The following is an 18,952-nucleotide window of genomic DNA, read 5'->3' on the forward strand; positions in this document are numbered from 1 at the left end:
TTAAAGATGCTTGACTTATCTTTTTATTTAGGATTTAGTTGTTTACCATTCGCAATTTGGTTGCAGGTACATTATTTAACTGCAAACTTAACTATTTTTCAGTTCAAAATGTGTATTTTCGCCCGTTAAATAGTAAACATGCATTTATGAATATTCAAGTTATCAATAAATCGAAGCATCCGCTTCCGGCTTATGCCACCGAATTGTCCGCAGGAATGGATATCCGTGCTAATCTTTCTGAACCTATCACACTGGAACCGTTGCAACGTTGTCTGGTGCCGACAGGATTGTATATCGCTCTGCCGAAGGGATTTGAGGCGCAAGTTCGTCCACGTAGCGGGCTGGCGATAAAGAAAGGTATCACAGTACTTAATTCTCCGGGTACGATTGATGCGGATTATCGTGGAGAAGTTTGTGTCATTTTAGTCAATCTCTCGTCCGAGGCTTTTGTTATTGAAGATGGCGAACGTATCGCGCAGATGGTGATAGCAAAGCATGAACAGCCTGTATGGCAGGAAGTGGAGGTGCTGGATGAAACGGAACGCGGAGCCGGTGGCTTCGGACATACCGGAGTATGATGAATGCTTAATCGAAAAAATAGAATGAAGATAAAAATAGGATGGCTGTTCGTGACGGTGTTAGTGCTCACTTCGTGTGGGGGAACTCGTTCTATGCGTACAGCAAAAACAGCAGTGAAGGCAGATGCATCCTTTTCGGTAAAAGAATCATTGCTTCCTGCTGAACAACAGCGTAAATATGACTACTTCTTTTTGGAAGCCATGCGGATGAAAGAAAAGAATGAGTATGATGCGGCATTTGGTTTGTTACAGCATTGTCTGGATATCAATCCGAACGCTTCTTCGGCACTTTATGAAATATCGCAGTATTATATGTTCCTCCGCCAGGTGCCGCAAGGTCAGGCGGCTTTGGAGCAGGCGGTGGCTTTTGCTCCTGATAATTACTGGTACAGTCAGGGGCTGGTCAGCCTGTATCAGCAACAGAACGAGTTGGATAAGGCTGTAACGTTGCTTGAGAAAATGGTAACCCGTTTCCCGTCAAAGCAGGAACCTTTGTTCAGTCTCCTTGATATTTACAGTCGTCAGGAGAAATATAACGATGTCATTTCTACATTGAACCGTTTAGAGAAACGCTTAGGTAAAAATGAGCAGCTTTCTATGGAGAAATTCCGTATTTATCTTCAGATGAAAGATGATAAGAAGGCATTTCAGGAAATAGAAAGTCTGGTACAGGAATATCCGATGGATATGCGTTATCAGGTGATATTGGGAGATGTGTATCTTCAGAATGGAAAAAAACAGGAAGCATACGATGCATATCAGAAGGTCCTGGCGGTAGAGCCTGACAATCCGATGGCTCTTTTTTCAATGGCTTCTTATTATGAACAGACCGGTCAGAAAGAGTTGTATCAACAGCAGTTGGATACTTTATTGCTGAATAAGAAGGTGACTTCGGATACCAAAATCAGTGTTATGAGACAGGTGATTGTGGAAAACGAACAGTCGTCTGCCAAAGATAGCACTCAAGTGATTGCCTTGTTCGACCGGATGATGAAGCAGGATATAGATGATCCGCAGATTCCGATGCTTTATTCTCAATATTTGTTGTCGAAGAATATGGAACAAGAGGCTGTGCCGGTATTGGAGCAGGTGGTTGATCTGGACCCTACCAATAAGGCTGCCCGGTTGATGCTGGTTAGTGCGGCGGTGAAGAAGGAAGACTACAAGCAAATTATCAAAGTCTGTGAACCGGGTATTGAAGCCACTCCCGATGCGTTGGAACTTTATTATTATCTGGCTATTGCTTATCATCAGGCAGAACAGACGGATAGTGTATTGAGTGTTTGCAGCAGAGCATTGGAACATGTAACTGCCGATACTAGAAAAGAAGTCATTTCGGATTTCTATTCAATCATGGGAGACATTTATCATACCAAGAAACAGATGGCGGAGGCTTATGCTGCTTACGATTCGTCTTTGGTGTACAATCCTTCCAATATTGGCGCATTGAACAATTATGCTTATTATCTGTCTGTGGAACGTCATGATTTGGACAAGGCGGAGGAGATGAGTTATAAAACGGTGAAAGCCGAACCTAATAATTCTACCTATCTCGATACTTATGCATGGATTCTTTTTGAAAAGGGAAACTATGCCGAAGCCCGTATTTATATTGACAATGCAATGAAGAACGATGGCGAGAAGAGTGATGTGATTGTGGAGCATTGCGGAGATATTTATTTTATGACCGGCGATGTGGAAGGTGCGTTGAAATATTGGAAGAAGGCACTGGAAATGGGTAGCGAGTCGAAAACGTTGAAACAGAAAATAGAGAAGAAGAAATATATTGCGGAATGAAAAGAATCATTTATCTACTGTTGTTGGTGGTAGTGGTGTTGGCCGGCTGTAAGAGTTCGAAGCACTTGGCAACCTCGGAAACTAAGACTTCGACAAAGGCTCCGACATCCAGTTACCTGGCTTCCAAGCTTCAGTTGACTATTCCCAGCAAGAAGGGAAGTATGTCTGTAGGGGGAACCATGAAGATGAAAACTCATGAGCGGGTACAAATCTCCTTATTGATGCCTATTCTGCGTACGGAAGTAGCACGTATAGAAGTTACTCCCGATGAAGTTTTATTGGTAGACAGGATGAATAAACGCTTTGTTCGTGCCACTAAAGCTGAATTGAAAAATGTATTGTCGAAGAATGTGGAGTTTTCCCGTTTGGAAAAGATATTGATGGATGCCTCTCTTCCTAGTGGAAAGACAGAACTGACAGGAAAAGATATAGGAATTCCTTCATTAGAAAAGGCTAAAGTCCAACTTTATGAGTTTTCCACACAAGAGTTTTCGATGACTCCGACGGAACTGACGTCCAAATATCGTCAAATCCCCTTGGAAGAATTAGTAAGAATGCTGGTAGCTTTATTATGATGAAACGTTTCTTTGTTATTCTAATCAGTTGCCTGTGGTTGGCAGTTCCTCTTTCCGCTCAATCGAACAAGTTGATTCGTGAGCTGGAAAGTAAACGCGGTGCGTTGCAAAAACAGATCGCCGAATCGGAATCTATATTGAAGGATACAAAGAAAGATGTGGGAAGCCAGTTGAATAGTCTGGTTGTATTGACCGGACAGATTGAAGAGCGGAAACGCTATATCATGGCTATCAACAATGATGTGGAGGCTATCCAGCGTGAACTGGCTTCATTGGAGCGTCAGTTGCACGGGCTGGAGAAGGATTTGAAAGATAAAAAGAAGAAATATGAAGCTTCTGTCCAGTACTTGTATAAGAATAAGTCGATAGAGGAGAAGCTTATGTTTATTTTTTCAGCAAAGAATTTGGGGCAGACTTATCGGCGTATGCGATATGTTCGTGAATATGCCACTTATCAACGTCTGCAAGGGGAAGAAATTTTAAAGAAACAAGAGCAGATACGCAAGAAGAAAGTGGAGCGTCAGCAAGTGAAAGCCGCCAAAGAGAACCTGCTGCGAGAACGTGAGAGCGAAAAGGTGAAGTTGGAAGAGCAGGAAAAAGAGAAACGTACGTTGGTGACTAATCTGCAAAAGAAGCAGAAAGGATTGCAGAATGAGATAAATAAAAAACGCAGGGAAGCCAATCGGCTGAATGCCCGCATCGATAAATTAATTGCGGAAGAAATAGAGCGTGCCCGTAAGCGTGCACAGGAAGAAGCTCGTCGTGAAGCGGCTGCCCGTAAGAAAGAGGAAAGCAAGGAGGGAAAATCTGCTACAACGGAAACAGCCGCCAAATCGAAACCTCTTGAGTCTTATACCATGAGTAAGGCGGATCGGGAATTATCAGGTAACTTTGCCGCGAATCGCGGGAAATTGCCAATGCCCATATCCGGCGCTTATATTATCACCAGCCGTTACGGGCAATATGCTGTAGAGGGTTTGCGTAACGTGAAACTGGATAACAAGGGTATTGATATTCAGGGAAAAACGGGTGCACAGGCGCGTGCCATTTTTGATGGAAAGGTGGCGGCTGTGTTCCAATTGAACGGATTATTTAATGTCCTCATTCGTCATGGCAATTATATTTCTGTTTATTGCAATCTTTCTTCTGCCTCCGTCAAAGCCGGTGATACGGTGAAGACAAAGCAATCCATCGGTCAGATCTTTTCTGACGGTACGGATAATGGACGGACGGTATTGCACTTCCAGCTGCGTAGGGAGAAAGAAAAGTTGAATCCTGAACCTTGGCTGAACCGATAATTGAATAAAAAACACGTAGAATGAAGTTAACTAAAATACTAATATGCTTGCTGATCTTCTGGAACGGAACATTATCCGCGTTTCCTTATTTTTCGTTCAAGAAATATTAGGTAGAAGATGGATTGTCTCATAATACCGTGTGGTGCGCCCTTCAAGATAGTTATGGTTTTATCTGGCTGGGTACCAGTGACGGATTGAACCGTTATGACGGACGGGGAAATAAAGTGTATCGGAATGTTCTCAACGAAAAGTTCTCATTAGAAAACAATTTTGTGGAAGCCCTGATAGAGGTGGACAAAAATATCTGGGTTGGAACAAACTCCGGACTTTATATTTAACGTGAATTCGTTGAACTCACGTTATCTAGTTTATTATCAGATGCGTATAGTTGATATGTCTTGTTTTTGTGTTGTAATTAGTTGGTTTTTCAGGTGTTTTTGTGGCCTATAAAAATGATTTATTTCTTGGATTTGGGTATTCCAGATTTTTTCAACGAATTCTAATTTTAGAACAAAATATCAACAATTCATACATGACAAAGAAATAATATATCCCCAAATGCAGTTTCAGGGATCTTACATAAGATGGAATAAAGATATGTATATTAGTGGCGGCGATTTAGAACAGACTAAAATGATTCCATCCATTCACTTGACCGACAGATGTTTTTATATCCCTATCTCCATTATAAATCGCGAAACATTGTTCCGTTGGAGTATTGGATAGTTTAGCCCATTTTGAAATACCTTTAAAGAAATCCGGTGAATAAGTTGCTCCTGATTTGATTTCATAGGCATATTGTTTTCCGCCAACCATTCTTAATAAGTCAACCTCATTGCCAGTACTATCACGCCAAAATGATAATCCCGGTTCGACGCCTCTATTATAGGATTCTTTTACAAATTCATTGATGATAAGATTTTCGAACAATCCTCCACGTAAAAAATGAGTAGTTATTTGTTCTGTATTTTGTATGTCAAGTAAAGAACAGGCTAGCCCTGTATCATAAAAATATAACTTAGGAGTTTTTACTAATCGCTTGGCATAATTGTTGTAATCTGGCTTCAGTAAATAACAGATATAACTTGCTTCTAATATAGATAACCAGTTAGTAGCTGCTGTGACAGAAATTCCACATTCATTTGCTAATGATGAAAGATTTAATAATTGACCTATGCGACCTGCACATAATTTGAGGAATTTAATAAATTTGCTTAGATCTCCAATGTTACGCAATAATCTTACATCTCTTTCTACATATGTTTGTATATAGAAAGGATAATAATCATCCGGATTTATTGCTTTATCATAAATACGTGGATAAGCTCCCTTAAAAATTTCTTCATTTACATTGGATGGCAATATTTCTCCTTTTTCCATTTCATAATGCGAAAACGGTAGTAGCTTGAGTACTGCCGTACGTCCAGCTAATGATTGATTCACACTTTCCATTAATAAGAAGTTATGAGAACCAGCCAGCATATACATACCTTCTTTATTCTCTTTATCGGTATGCGTTTGAATATAAGAGAAAAGTGACGGAACTCTTTGAACTTCATCGATAATTGTTTTATCTGGATAGGTGGAAAGAAATCCTCTCGGATCATCTGTAGCAAATAGTCTCATATCAGGATCTTCCAAAGACACATATTCATAGTCCTGAAAGGAATTTCTCAATAATGTTGATTTTCCAGATTGTCTAGGTCCTGTCAATGTGACAATCGGATATTTATTTGCCATTTCAATTAACTTGGATTTCAATATTCTTTCTATCATTGCTGCTCTTATTTTACTGTTTGCAAATTTAATCTTTAAAAGTGAATTTGCAAAACATCTCCATTTTTTTAACTCAAAGTTTTCTATTTATATTAGATCCTTTACAATCATATCTGCAGCATACTATAAGTAATTATAATTTAAGCAGCCTGTCATTGAGCTGGATTTAAACAATGACAAGCTGCTTATTATTTATCTTATATTCAATAATGTACCTTCTATCTGTTCTACGGAGCGTATCTAAGCTATTTTAGCATCAAAGAATTTCTTAAAAACAAGAACTTACATTCAACAACTGATTCGCATGAATAACTGAATTCATACTCTACAATTAGTATTAGCAGCTGTAAAGATGATAAAGATGCGTCTGCAGTTGCCCATGACCCAAACCAACCAATAGAAGTGACAGATTTTACTCCTAAATCTGGGGGGGGAGGAAATACACGAATGGTGATATATGGAGCTAATTTTGGAACGGATCCTTCTATTATTTCCGTGAAAATAGGAGGGAAAGAAGCAATAGTTGTCAGCTCAAAAGGAAACAGTCTTTATTGTCTCACTCCTTCATTGTGCTTTGAAGGTAGTGTCGAAGTAAAAATAGGAAAACAATCTTCCAAAGCGCAGGCTAAGTATGAATATGAGCCACAACTGGTAGTTTCCACTTTGTGCGGATATTTAGATGAATATGGTAAGAAGCTGTTTAAAATTTATTGAAAATAAACGTTATTGCAATGAATAATATATTGTAAATCAGTAGGTTAATCGGAGGTTTGTTCGTAACTTTATGAGTGTCAATTAATTAGAGTTATGGGACAATACTCAACTAACCTTACTGATAAACAGTGGCAAGTTATAGAAAAAATTATAAATCCGCAAGAAAGGAGGCGAAAACATTCTCTCAGAAACATCATGAATGCGATTCTATATCTTCTCAAAACAGGCTGTCAGTGGCGCATGATTCCCAAGAATTTTGCTCCGTGGGAGAGCGTATACTACTATTTTAGCAAGTGGAAAAACGAGGGCATCATTGAGGAGCTCCTTGATACACTTCGCTCTATGGTACGCATCCAGTCCGGTCGCAACGAAAGCCCCAGCATGGGCATTATAGACTCACGAAATGTCAAGACTTCACATCATGTAGATTCTGTTCGAGGACTTGACGGCAACAAGAAGATTAAGGGCAGAAAACAGCATATAATCGTTGACAGCCAAGGTTATCTGATGTCTGTAGCCGTGCATGAAGCCAATGTTCATGACAGCAAGGGTGCTCCGAAGGTCATTGAGAGGCTATCCTACAAATTTCCTCGTCTTGCCAAAATCCTTGCGGATGGTGGCTATAGAGGAAGCCTTGCAGATTGGGTATTTGACAAATTCAAATGGGAACTTGAAGTCGTTCTCAGACCTGATGAATGCCCGTCAAAGTTCAAGGTCATTCCGAAACGATGGATTGTTGAAAGAGCATTCGCATGGCTGGAAAACTTCAGAAGGCTGACAATAGACTACGAGTTCCATGCTGATACTGCAGAGACTATGGTTCAACTTGCTTTCTGCAAAATCATGCTTAACAAAATTATTGTGTAATTTTTAAACAGTTTCTTATTTAAAAAGAAAATTTATCTCATTTAATATTGAATACGAATTCAATGATGTAACAAGTACTAAAGGTGTCAAAATTCCTTATAAAGTAAAGGGAACGATGACACTTCAACGGAATATTAACACACAGATCCCAGATGAGGACCAGTAAATTGAATGGTAATATGGACGAATGAAATAAGAGAGTTTGATAAACTAACTCTAAGTACGAGGGTATCCTTTTCGGACACCCTCTTTACTTATAATAGATCATGATTAGTTACTTCCATTTCTGTTCATCTATTTTTTCCTTTATTGATTTGTATTTTTCCCTTTCTCTTAAAAAACTTCTCTACTTTTGTTCTGTAAGTCGGTCACACGAAACCGACAAAAATGTTAATTAAATCGTAATAATTATGGACATTTAAAAATGTTTGTCTTAGTTGGGAGCTTTATTACCCATGGCAATGATTGCTTATTGGCCGAAAGGAGTTAAAAAGAACGTGGGTGGAATGACATCTGTCAAAAGCATACGAAGCATGGGCTAAGCATTGCGTGGTAGAACCTTACCCGGGACAGAAAAAGAAATAACTGTCATTCCATTTAAAACGGAATGAATAAAAAATTGAATGAATAATGGGGATGAAGGATTCCGGATCAGGAATAACTTCATCCTCATTAATAATATCTGCTATGAGGTTATCTACAACAAGAACTATTGCTCCGCTTGCCCGATGGTAGAATACTTCATGCTTCCTATTTGTCCATCCTTACTCATCGTTTCCGCCTGAATAATCACTGGAGTGGAATATTGGTTATTGTAACATTCAATCACCGCTTTTCCATTTTCATCTGTCCGTACAGACGGGTTCCAGTAGAGCGTCCGTCTTTTGTCCACTTTATCCATATACAATTCTTTGGTCGGGTAGGCAGGTGAATAATATTCCAATGCATGAGTATATCCCTGAATGACTGTTTGCCGGGTACCAAGTACGGCAGTCTGACTTTTGTTCAATACATCGCGTCTGGGTAGGGGAATCAGGTAGAAAACACTGTATTTATCCAGTTTGCTGATATCCACTCCCGTGCTATCCGTAACTTCGGACATTTTGGTGTTTTGGATAATCTCGTCATCGATGCCTCCTGTTTCCTTTACTGATGATTATGGAAGCCAATCCATCCACTTCGGTCAGCATCATTTGAGTTTCTGTCTCGGATAAAATGTGATTATCCATGATATAGCAGATTGGTTTCTGCCGATAAGTAAGCTTGTCATTACTACGATCCCAATCGAATTGCGGACTCAACTTTTCCATTAATTCCGGAATAGTTGTGACAATCTTCCCATTGTCACGTAATAAATCAACAGAACGGCGTACATCGTAATAGGCGTCAATGCTTTTCTCATTGATTTTAGTAGCCATATTATTTCCTTGTCGGCGTTTACTTTTTATTTCCACTTCATCCAATACATAAAGCCCTTCTACTTTCCGGATAGAATCCATGTATAGAGAATCAAAATTCTCGGCTTTTTGTTGCCAGTGGGTCAAGTCCTTCCATTCAGGATGAAGTTCCTTGTAACCATAGGCTCGGGGAGCAGGTGAGAAATTACGGTCGATCAGGATGGATGCATCCTTGTTGCGTTCTTTACCGACTTTCCGGGTTTGGATCACCGCTTCCGTGGTTCCTTCAAAGTCTTCGACAGGAATGGTGAAACGACCGTTTTCATCGGTCACGGTTCCTCCAGTGATAAATTGGTCATCTTTCTTCACTATTACACTAAGTGCTATATCTTTCAGCTTATTTTTGAGGATCGTTGATTTAACCTGCCCGTTCAGCACTAATTGTGCTTCCGGTAACTGCAATGGAGTGAAAGGAGCAGTAGAAATGGCTTGGCTCATGTCATATTTACGCCATCCATGCACGATTAATAATATATCCAGTTCCGTTTGCTTCCGGGGAGACGGCGATGCAAAATAATAACCGGGCTGATGGATATATCCTTTTAAATCAGATGTTAATAGCAAATCAGTGAAAATGTTATTGTCATACTCCAGATAATCTGACCGGACGGCATCCCGGATACTGACCGATACATCTCCCGATATCGGTTCTCCCTTGGCATTCTTTACCTGTAACTCACAACGAATAGGAGCGTAGGGAGTATACACCTCTTTCAGTCCCTCTGCGGATAGTTGTAGAGGGGCACGTGGATTGGAAAAGACAAAACGCTCGCATAACGTATTACCAGCTCGGTTGATGAGGCTGACTTGCAGTACACCTGCCGGTAGTTTGCGGGTAGGCAGAATGAACTCTTGTGGAGTGTCCGCCCGGCAACTAATCAGTTGATGAACATACGGCCGCCCTTGATGACTGATAAATACAGCCAATGTATCTTGAGGAGTAGCGGCATTGCAGGATACTTTCACCAAAAGGGCACCGGCATTGTTGACAGTACTCAATACATATCCGTTAGGTAACGCCTGTGGAAGGGTAAATTCATACTTCTTTCCTTGAAAATCGACTTTGGCAACAGCCGGTTGTGCAGAAGGCGTATATTTAAAATGCCCCATTCCATCGTGCAAAGTCTCGAAAGAAGAGATTTCTGCTCCTTCTTTGGTATAAATCGTTCCTGACAATTCTATATTCCCTTCATCTTTACTCTCCGCCTTGAAAGCCACTTGCGAAGTCACTCCTTCCACTAATTGCCCTCCTTCAGGGAAAAAGCGCACACTCAACTTCTCCTTTGTTTCCAACGGACGGTTCTCCATCGACGGACTAAGTTCGTAAGTCGTGATGCTACGTTCCAGCTTATCACTATTCGTCAGTTGATAAATAGGGAAAGTACGTGAGAAATACTGCGGTTCGCTGAAGGCAAGCATCCAGCGAGTATAGGCACGTACCTCATAATAGCCGGATAACATGGAATGGGGAAGAACGAATTGTCCGTTCCCTTCCCCCTGTGTCAGTTTGATGATTTGCTTATCTGTTATATGTCCTGTCTGATCCACCAATTCCACATACAGGGGGCGGCTGATCTGACTGAAAATCTGTTGTCCGGCAAGAGTAACATAGGCTTTGAACCAAATAGTGTCACCGACGTAATAACTCGTATTGTCAAAATGCAAATACGCTTTCTCCCGTGGAAAGTTGTTGGCAAATGTCTGTGCCTGGTTCATGTATTGTTGGAATATAACTTTGGCAGGAGGAGTCTCTCCCCATGCTATTGCTAGTGATAAACAAAAAGAAAGAAGAAAAAGAATTCGTTTGTTTTTCATTTCAATAGGTTTTTAACTAAAATGCAAAGTTAGAATATATTGACCTAAAAATAGAAAATTAATTGTTCAATAAAGGAAAAAAACTATTCAGAGTAGAAATAAAAGTTCATGGACGCATTGTATATCTGTTGGATAGCATATATACCAGATTTTATTCTTTATTGATTAGCATTTTTCCTTCCTTTTGCATAAACTTCTCTATTTTTGTTTTTCAGATAATTGATAATACTATGGTAAAGAAAAATTTCTTGATGACTGCACCCTTACTGATGGCGTCATTTTGTTCGGCACAGGAAAAACCGAACGTTGTACTGATTATGGTAGATGATATGGGCTATTCCGATATTGGCTGCTATGGTGGAGAAATACTGACCCCTAATATTGATGCATTGGCATCCAAAGGAGTACGTTTCACACAATTCTACAATACTTCACGTTCATGCCCCACCCGGGCTAGTTTAATGACAGGATTATATCAGCACCAGACGGGTATCGGGCAGATGTCCGAAGACCCGTTTAATCAACCCAATCAAAAGAGCCCGAACGACTGGGGAGTGCCGGGATATAAAGGATTCTTGAACCGGAACTGTGTTACGATAGCCGAGGTATTGAAAGAAAGTGGCTACCATACTTATATGGCTGGTAAATGGCATCTGGGGATGCATGGAGAAGAAAAGTGGCCTTTGCAACGGGGATTTGAACGCTTCTACGGGATTTTGGCAGGAGCTTGCAGCTATCTCCGTCCATCGGGGGGACGTGGCTTGACTCTTGATAACACGAAACTTCCGGTACCGGAAGCACCTTATTATACAACAGATGCATTTACCGATTACGCAATCCGCTTCGTTGACGAACAGAAAGACGATAAACCTTTCTTCCTTTATTTAGCTTTCAACGCTCCTCACTGGCCGTTGCAGGCAAAAGAAGAAGATATTCAAAAATTCACGAAGATCTATCGTGAGAAAGGATGGGATGAAATTCGTGAAGCAAGGCGCAAACGGATGACCAAGTTGGGAATCATCGAACCGAATACAGAGTTTGCCGAATGGGAAAACCGGAAATGGAATGAATTGACGGAACAGGAGAAAGATAAAGTAGCCTATCGGATGGCTGTTTATGCAGCACAGGTGCATTGTGTAGATTATAATGTGAGAAAGTTGCTGGATTACTTGAAAAAGAATCGTAAACTGGATAACACGCTTGTCATGTTTCTATCCGACAACGGTGCTTGTGCCGAGCCATACGCTGAATTGGGAGGCGGAAAAGTGTCTGAAATCAACGACCCGGCTTGTAGCGTATTCCCTTCTTACGGAAGAGCATGGGCGCAGGTTTCCAATACTCCGTTCCGGAAATACAAATGCCGTTCTTATGAAGGAGGTATTTCCACTCCTCTCATCGTGTCGTGGAAAAGCAATCTGAAGAATAAAAAAGGTGAATGGTGTCGTGTTCCCGGTTATCTGCCGGACATTATGCCGACTATTCTGGAAGCAACAGGAGCCACTTATCCGGAAACTTATCACGGTGGAAACAGAATATATCCATTAGTAGGCAGTAGTCTTTTCCCAGCTATTCAGAAGAAAACAGACTCTTTGCATGAATATATGTATTGGGAACATCAGAACAATAGAGCGATCCGCTGGGGAAACTGGAAAGCAATCCGCGACGAAAAAGGAAAAGAATGGGAATTGTACGATGTGGTTAAAGACCGTACCGAACGTAACAATCTAGCGGAACAGCACCCTGAAGTGCTTACCAAGTTAGTTGCCGAATGGGAGAAATGGGCGAATGCAAACTTTGTATTACCCAAACATCCGAAGAAATAAATAAAGGAGGAACACAAAATGAATAAATTAAGTAAGTGCATCTGTAGCCTTGGGAGCTACCAGCCTGTCTTTCGCCCAGCAAACGGAAAAACCGAACTTCCTATTGTTCATAGCCGACGACTGTTCTCATTATGATCTGGGCTGTTATGGCAATGTTGATTCGAAGACTCCGAATATCGACCATTTTGCCACACAGGGAGTACGCTTCACACAAGCCTATCAGGCTGTTCCGATGTCATCGCCTACCCGCCATAATCTATATACAGGTGTATGGCCTGTACGCAGCGGAGCTTACCCTAATCACACTTGTGCCAATGAAGGCACATTGAGCGTTGTACATCATCTGCAACCGTTGGGTTATAAAGTCGCGTTGATCGGGAAATCGCATATTGCCCCGAAATCAGTATTTCCTTTCGACCTTTATGTACCTCCTTTGAAAGGTGTGGACTTGAATTTTGAAGCAATTCAGAAATTTATTTCCGATTGCAAGGCGAAAGGCGAACCTTTCTGTCTGTTTGTAGCCTCCAATCAACCGCATACTCCTTGGAATAAAGGCGATGCCTCTCAATTTAATGCGGACAAACTGACACTGCCTCCTATGTATGTAGATATTCCCCAGACTCGCGAGTTGTTTACTCATTATCTGGCAGAGATCAATTATATGGATCAGGAATTTGGTAATGTCCTTTCTATCCTGGATCAGGAAAAAATGACGGATAAATCTGTTGTCGTATATTTGAGTGAACAAGGCAACAGCCTGCCTTTTGCCAAATGGACTTGTTATGATGCGGGGGTACACTCTGCTTGTATCGTTCGCTGGCCGGGAGTGATTAAGCTGGGAAGCGTGAGTGACGCGTTGGTGGAATATGTCGATATTGTCCCTACTTTTGTCGATATAGCAGGAGGAAAACCGCTGGCGAAAGTAGATGGCGAAAGCTTCAAACCGGTATTGACAGGCAAGAAGAAAGCACACAAGGAATATTCTTTCTCCCTTCAGACCACGAGAGGCATCAATGCCGGATCGCCTTATTATGGCATCCGTTCGGTATACGACGGTCGATACAGATATATTGTCAATCTCACCCCGGAAGCTACTTTCCAGAATGTTGAAACAAAATCTCCTTTGTTTAAAAAGTGGAAAAGTCTGGCGGAAACGGATAGTCATGCAAAAGCGATGACGATTAAATACCAGCATCGTCCTGCTATCGAATTGTATGATGTGAAGAACGACCCGTATTGTATGAAGAATCTGGCGGAAGACGCGAAACAAGCTTCTACCATCAGCCGTCTGGATAAAGAGCTGAAACGCTGGATGAAGGATTGTGGAGACGAAGGACAACCTACCGAAATGCGTGCCTTCGAACACATGCCGGGAAAGAGAAAATAAGCCGTCACACATCAAAACGAATAAAACACAGAATGTAATTTATAAATCGTATATCATGAAAGAAGAATTTTTTGGTTTGCTTTGTGGATGTACTCTGCTTCCGGCATTTCTTCATGCGCAGACAGAGCGTCCCAATATTGTGATTGTATTGGCCGATGATTTGGGTTGGGGAGATGTAGGATTTCATGGTAGTGAAATCAAGACTCCCAGTCTGGATGCTCTGGTGGGCGAAGGAGTGGAACTCGAACGCTTTTACACTTCTCCCATCAGTACGCCCACCCGTGCGGGACTGATGACGGGACGTTACCCGAACCGGTTTGGTGTCCGTTCGGCTGTTATTCCGCCCTGGCGTGAAGACGGACTGGATGAGAATGAAGAAACGATGGCCGATATGCTGGCACGTAACGGATATAAGAACAGAGCCATTATCGGTAAATGGCATCTGGGACATACGAAGAAAGTGCATTATCCGATGAATAGGGGCTTTTCGCACTTCTATGGTCATCTGAACGGTGCGATAGATTATTTCGACCTGACGCGTGAGGGTGAACTGGATTGGCATAATGATTGGGAAACTTGTCATGACAAGGGCTATTCTACCGAATTGATAACCCAAGAAGCCATCCGCTGTATCGATGCATACGAGAAAGAAGGTCCGTTTATGTTGTATGTGGCCTATAATGCACCTCATACACCTTTGCAGGCACAGGAAAAAGATATAAAACTCTATACAGACAATTTCGACAGCCTGACACCGAAAGAACAGAAAAAAGCGACTTACAGTGCAATGGTTTCTTGTATGGACAGGGGAATCGGTGCTATTGTAGATGCCTTGAAGAAGAAAGGAATTATGGACAACACTTTCTTTATCTTCTTTAGTGATAACGGCACTGCCGGTGTTCCGGGATCCTCATCAGGACCTTTGCGTGGACATAAATTCGACGAGTGGGATGGAGGGGTACATGCACCGGCTGTTCTTTATTGGAAGAAGGCAGAGAAACAATATAAGAACTTGAGCTCACAAGTGACGGGCTTTGTTGACCTTGTTCCCATGTTGAAAGATTTGGTAGGAGATCACAGCCGTCCGAAACGTGAATATGACGGTATTAGCATTCTCCCTGTATTAAACGGTAAAAAGACCTGTATCGACCGCGACTTTTATCTGGGACACGGAGCAGTAGTCAATAAAGACTATAAACTGATAAGAAAAGGTATGAAACCGGGTCTGGATTTGAAACAGGACTTCCTGGTTGATTATAAAACAGATCCTTACGAAAAGAAAAATGCCAGCGCAGGAAACGAGAAAATTGTGAAGGCTTTGTATGAGGTTGCCCTGAAATATGACACGATCACTCCTTGTATACCGGAAGTACCTTACGGTAAAGGTCGTGACGGATTCAAAGCTCCTAAAGAATGGAAAGTAGTACGTTGAATCTGTTAACCCTATGAATTGAAAATAATACAAGATGGAAAAATCAATGATTAGTTTATGCCTCCTAGGAGGATTGGCGATAGGGAATGGGTTTGCCCAAACTCCTTCGAAGCCATCCGCGCTATATGTCATTCCGTATGCTTTGTCGTTATTCGGTCGCGCGCACTAGAAGAGATTTATTTCTCATCTTTTTATTGCGCATTTCTCATTCAGATAACCATATGCTTTCATGTTTTCCATTCGTTCTCACCTTGTTTTTAATAAGCAGGGCAGACGCATTAAAAATTATTGTTCTGTAAAAGTTGTGACAAATATTTTTCATCCCATCCGGCTTTTAGTCTTTTCAGATTCATACTTCCTTTTGTTGTTTTATCCTTCTTTAGTATGGTAAGTGCCATCTTTGTTGCCACCGAAAAGTTTCTGGCTGCATTTTTCACCTTTTTACTGTAGTCTTCTCGAAAGGTAACATCCAATTGCCAATGAAGATTATTCTCAATAGACCAATGCTGTCTGATGGCAGATGCAATCTCCTCCGGTTTGGTATTATCAAGTGAAGTTACATAGTATCTGACCTCTTGAGTATATTCTCCTGTTGCTACTATTGTTCTCTCCGACTTTATCCCTACAATAGACTTCAACCCCACAAGTTTCTTCTTAAACATTTTCTCCATTATAGAACCATAACTGACTACAGTACAGGTTCTTTTCTCAACTCTTCCATGTCCGGTATTTTCCGACACATGCCTGGTGACTCTATTGATTATTTCATCTCTATCCTGATAATCGTCAATAATTTGTTTAGCTAGTTGATAATTTTTTTTCTTATTCTCCTTTATAGCTATAATATAATTTGCATCACGCTCAATAATGGTCTGGGTTATATCTTTCTGGCATCCCATCGCGTCAATTGTAACAATACAACCACTTAGTTCCAAAGAGTTAATCAACAATGGAATAGCTGTGATTTCATTGCTTTTATCATCTACTTTTACCTGACCTAAAGAAATTCCATTAACGGCAGACCAGGCGGAAACCATCCATAATTTGAATCCTTCTTTTCCCGTAGTATGCTCTCCATCACATTGGCTTGGACCACGCATGAGCTTGCCATCTATAGCTACAACGCCTTTCACCTCCTGACAAACTTGTTTTACCCAATTACGAAAGATCAACTCAAAATACTCGGGCTTTATTATACTGAAGAATCTATTAAAAGTATCATGACTAGGGATGAACTCCAGGTCAGGTATGCGACTTTTGAAAAAAGCAATTTTCGCATTGCCAAATTCCTCAATCTCATTCCAAGACTGGGCGCCACAGATTACAGCAGCAATGGATATATAGATAATAGTTTCCATTTTATGTACTTTTTTGCGGTTCATCCTAGGATCTTCTATTTGTTTACAAAGGTCAATTATGCCAATTTTCATGTTAGTTTATGTTTTATAATATCTTATAAAGATAAGGAAAATAATCGACATATACAATAGATAATACACTAATAGTCAATAATATAAAAATAAAATACAAGTTGTAAGATAGTAAAAAATATAATGCGTCGACCCTGTTTTAATAAGACATTCCGCTCGTTCTACTGGAGTGGCACGAATTGTTTACTAGAGTGCACAGGCTTGTTCACTGGAGTGAAAGGAACTGTTCATTGGAGTGGAACGAAAGAGATGCCGGTAAGATAATCCGGGCATGTTAGCAGGAAACCATGGAGACATAGGTAGTATTACTTACTAGCTATGCTTTAATACATTAAATATATGAATAAACTAATCCCACTTCAACAGGTTCTATATTTGTTGGAGTGGGATATCAATGCGTTTTTATGTAAAGAGGATATTACTTATATCCTTTGGATCCTCCAATTAAAATAAAGGTGTTGGAAAGGTACGGATTGCTCCACTCAAACGCGGATAAGTTTCCCAGATGTCATCTTGGGTCGGATCATCCAAGTAGCGTGTATCTTTGGTCTTTTTAAGTAATTTGTCCATTTCTTTACGGAGATTATTTAGCTTTTCAGTGCATTTACCATTTCCAACTAAATTATGAAGGCAACCGGGATCGGTAGATACATTATACAATTCTTCATAAGGCCGTTTCCCTGCTGCTTTCAGAAAATAAAGATATATTTCTCTGTCATCTCTGTTGCTGACAATGAAGTCCCATGCCGGACATTGGTCTATGTCGTAATAAGCACTATGCATTGCTTCTAGTCTTCCTTTTTTATCAATAGCGCAAGGGTCACCTGCAGGCCATCTCTCCGGACGGAAGTTTCTGATATAAAGAAAATCTTTTGTTCTTAATGCACGGCTCGGATATCCCCAATTATTGTAACGTGCAGAAGCATGACGTTCTCTTCCTGCAAAAACCATCGTTCTTCCAGTGTCTTTTCTCTTTTTCTGAAGATAGGGTAGTAGACTGATACCTACCATTTGCCCTTTATTATGTATGCCAACTGCATCAAGGATTGTTGGGGCCAGATCGACTCCACTTACAAATTCATCACTGATACCTCCTTTGTTAATCTTACCTATCCAACATATAGCCATTGGAATATGAATACCATATTCAAAACAAGTTGCTTTGGCTGCGGGGAAAGGCATCCCATTGTCTGCCATGACAATAATCAGAGTATTCTCTAATTCGCCCTCTTCTTTCAATGTGTCAAGGATACGGGATAATTGGCTGTCATACCATTCTATTTCCGTTCCATAGTCTAATAAATCTCCTTTTATGGCCTCCTTATCGGGAAGAAAAGAAGGAACTTTTGCATCGGCCAGTTTTCTATTGGCTTTTTTCCAGCTATCCTTTTCATAAGGACGATGCGGCTCACGTGAGCCGACCCAGAAATAGAAAGGCTGTTTCTCCTTTCTGGCGTGGAGAAATTCTTTAAAGTTTTGATAATAATCGGTATTGGACACTCCTTTGAAAGGAGGTTGAATGTGTCTTTTATTGTATTCCGGACCTGCAGGATTATGTTTTCGTCCCGATATTTTCCAGTCGCCGGGGCCCCATCCTTTGCCTGTGCAGCCAACATGATAACCTGCTTCGGCCAAAATATCAGGAAAACATTTATATTCGGCAGGGAAGGAGGAAGCATGAGTACCTGCTTCTGCTATTTGCCAGGGATAAAGTCCGGTTAAGATAGAAGCTCGCGAGGGACTGCTTCCAGGAGAAGTAACGAACGCGTTGTTGAATAACCAGCCGTTGCGGGCTACAAAATCAAAGGCCGGTGTTTTAGCTATGGGTGATCCGTAGGCCGATGCGTGCGGGTAAGACTGGTCGTCGGAAATGACAAATAGTATGTTGGGCCTGTTGGTTTCGGCTGCATTGAGTGACGGAATTACTAAGGGACCGACTAAGGTGGATAAGAAGATATGTTTGCTGTTCATAAAAATCTCCTTTAAATGAAACATTGCTCTCT

At 41.0% G+C, this 18,952-nt stretch carries 12 protein-coding genes and 2 pseudogenes; 10 read left to right on the forward strand and 4 right to left on the reverse strand.

Annotated elements, in window-relative coordinates:
• Positions 1 to 146: 146 nt before the first annotated feature.
• The 5 genes and pseudogenes from dut to INE92_RS27010 form a co-directional block, all read left to right on the forward strand.
• On the forward strand, positions 147 to 578 hold the full coding sequence (gene dut, locus INE92_RS21630) for a dUTP diphosphatase (protein WP_004309527.1): 432 nt from the start codon (positions 147 to 149) through the stop codon (positions 576 to 578).
• A gap of 24 nt (positions 579 to 602) precedes the next feature.
• Positions 603 to 2,375 carry a tetratricopeptide repeat protein gene (locus INE92_RS21635; protein ID WP_015532175.1) on the forward strand — a complete coding sequence of 591 codons (1,773 nt, stop codon included), beginning with the start codon at positions 603 to 605 and terminating at the stop codon, positions 2,373 to 2,375.
• The gene (locus INE92_RS21640) at positions 2,372 to 2,950 is read left to right on the forward strand and encodes a DUF4292 domain-containing protein (RefSeq protein ID WP_004316851.1); all 579 of its coding nucleotides are present in this window, start codon (positions 2,372 to 2,374) and stop codon (positions 2,948 to 2,950) included. Before INE92_RS21635 ends, INE92_RS21640 begins: the two co-directional genes overlap by 4 nt.
• The gene (locus tag INE92_RS21645) at positions 2,947 to 4,248 is read left to right on the forward strand and encodes a murein hydrolase activator EnvC family protein (protein ID WP_211421250.1); all 1,302 of its coding nucleotides are present in this window, start codon (positions 2,947 to 2,949) and stop codon (positions 4,246 to 4,248) included. The genes INE92_RS21640 and INE92_RS21645 overlap by 4 nt, the downstream gene beginning before the upstream one ends.
• A 20-nt stretch (positions 4,249 to 4,268) precedes the next feature.
• Positions 4,269 to 4,583, forward strand: a pseudogene (locus INE92_RS27010) (ligand-binding sensor domain-containing protein); the annotation flags it as partial.
• 283 nt (positions 4,584 to 4,866) lie between these two features.
• Here the strand turns inward: INE92_RS27010 and INE92_RS21655 are convergent.
• Positions 4,867 to 6,024, reverse strand: a complete 1,158-nt coding sequence (locus tag INE92_RS21655) for an ATP-binding protein (RefSeq protein ID WP_004316928.1) — start codon at positions 6,022 to 6,024, stop codon at positions 4,867 to 4,869.
• A gap of 402 nt (positions 6,025 to 6,426) precedes the next feature.
• On the opposite strand from INE92_RS21655, the gene INE92_RS21660 reads away from it, so the two are divergent.
• Both INE92_RS21660 and INE92_RS21665 read left to right on the forward strand, forming a co-directional pair.
• On the forward strand, positions 6,427 to 6,738 hold the full coding sequence (locus INE92_RS21660) for an IPT/TIG domain-containing protein (RefSeq protein WP_232286451.1): 312 nt from the start codon (positions 6,427 to 6,429) through the stop codon (positions 6,736 to 6,738).
• A gap of 93 nt (positions 6,739 to 6,831) precedes the next feature.
• Positions 6,832 to 7,605, forward strand: a complete 774-nt coding sequence (locus INE92_RS21665; protein WP_004316930.1) for an IS5 family transposase — start codon at positions 6,832 to 6,834, stop codon at positions 7,603 to 7,605.
• A 709-nt stretch (positions 7,606 to 8,314) separates the two neighbouring features.
• On the opposite strand, the pseudogene INE92_RS21670 reads toward INE92_RS21665, so the two are convergent.
• Positions 8,315 to 10,877: pseudogene (locus INE92_RS21670) on the reverse strand (hypothetical protein).
• Positions 10,878 to 11,107: 230 nt separating this feature from the next.
• Between INE92_RS21670 and INE92_RS21675 the strand changes: the two are divergent.
• From INE92_RS21675 to INE92_RS21685, 3 genes are read left to right on the forward strand one after another with little or no spacing between them, the layout of a single operon-like run.
• Positions 11,108 to 12,700 (forward strand): arylsulfatase, encoded by a 1,593-nt coding sequence (locus tag INE92_RS21675; RefSeq protein ID WP_032811581.1) that lies wholly within the window; start codon positions 11,108 to 11,110, stop codon positions 12,698 to 12,700.
• 49 nt (positions 12,701 to 12,749) lie between these two features.
• Positions 12,750 to 14,087: a sulfatase family protein gene (locus INE92_RS21680; RefSeq protein WP_134993574.1), complete on the forward strand. Its 1,338-nt coding sequence runs from the start codon at positions 12,750 to 12,752 to the stop codon at positions 14,085 to 14,087.
• A gap of 55 nt (positions 14,088 to 14,142) precedes the next feature.
• Positions 14,143 to 15,519, forward strand: a complete 1,377-nt coding sequence (locus INE92_RS21685) for an arylsulfatase B (RefSeq protein WP_015532178.1) — start codon at positions 14,143 to 14,145, stop codon at positions 15,517 to 15,519.
• A gap of 278 nt (positions 15,520 to 15,797) precedes the next feature.
• Here INE92_RS21685 and INE92_RS21690 read toward each other — a convergent pair whose 3' ends face one another.
• Both INE92_RS21690 and INE92_RS21695 read right to left on the reverse strand, forming a co-directional pair.
• Entirely contained in the window at positions 15,798 to 16,949 is a 1,152-nt protein-coding gene (locus INE92_RS21690; protein ID WP_008018700.1) for an ISAs1 family transposase, read from the reverse strand.
• Between the two features lie 444 nt (positions 16,950 to 17,393).
• Complete coding sequence (locus INE92_RS21695; RefSeq protein WP_015532179.1) at positions 17,394 to 18,944, reverse strand: sulfatase family protein; 1,551 nt, start codon at positions 18,942 to 18,944, stop codon at positions 17,394 to 17,396.
• Positions 18,945 to 18,952: the final 8 nt, after the last annotated feature.

The organism is Bacteroides xylanisolvens (genome assembly GCF_018289135.1).
Taxonomy (GTDB): Bacteria; Bacteroidota; Bacteroidia; order Bacteroidales; family Bacteroidaceae; genus Bacteroides; species Bacteroides xylanisolvens.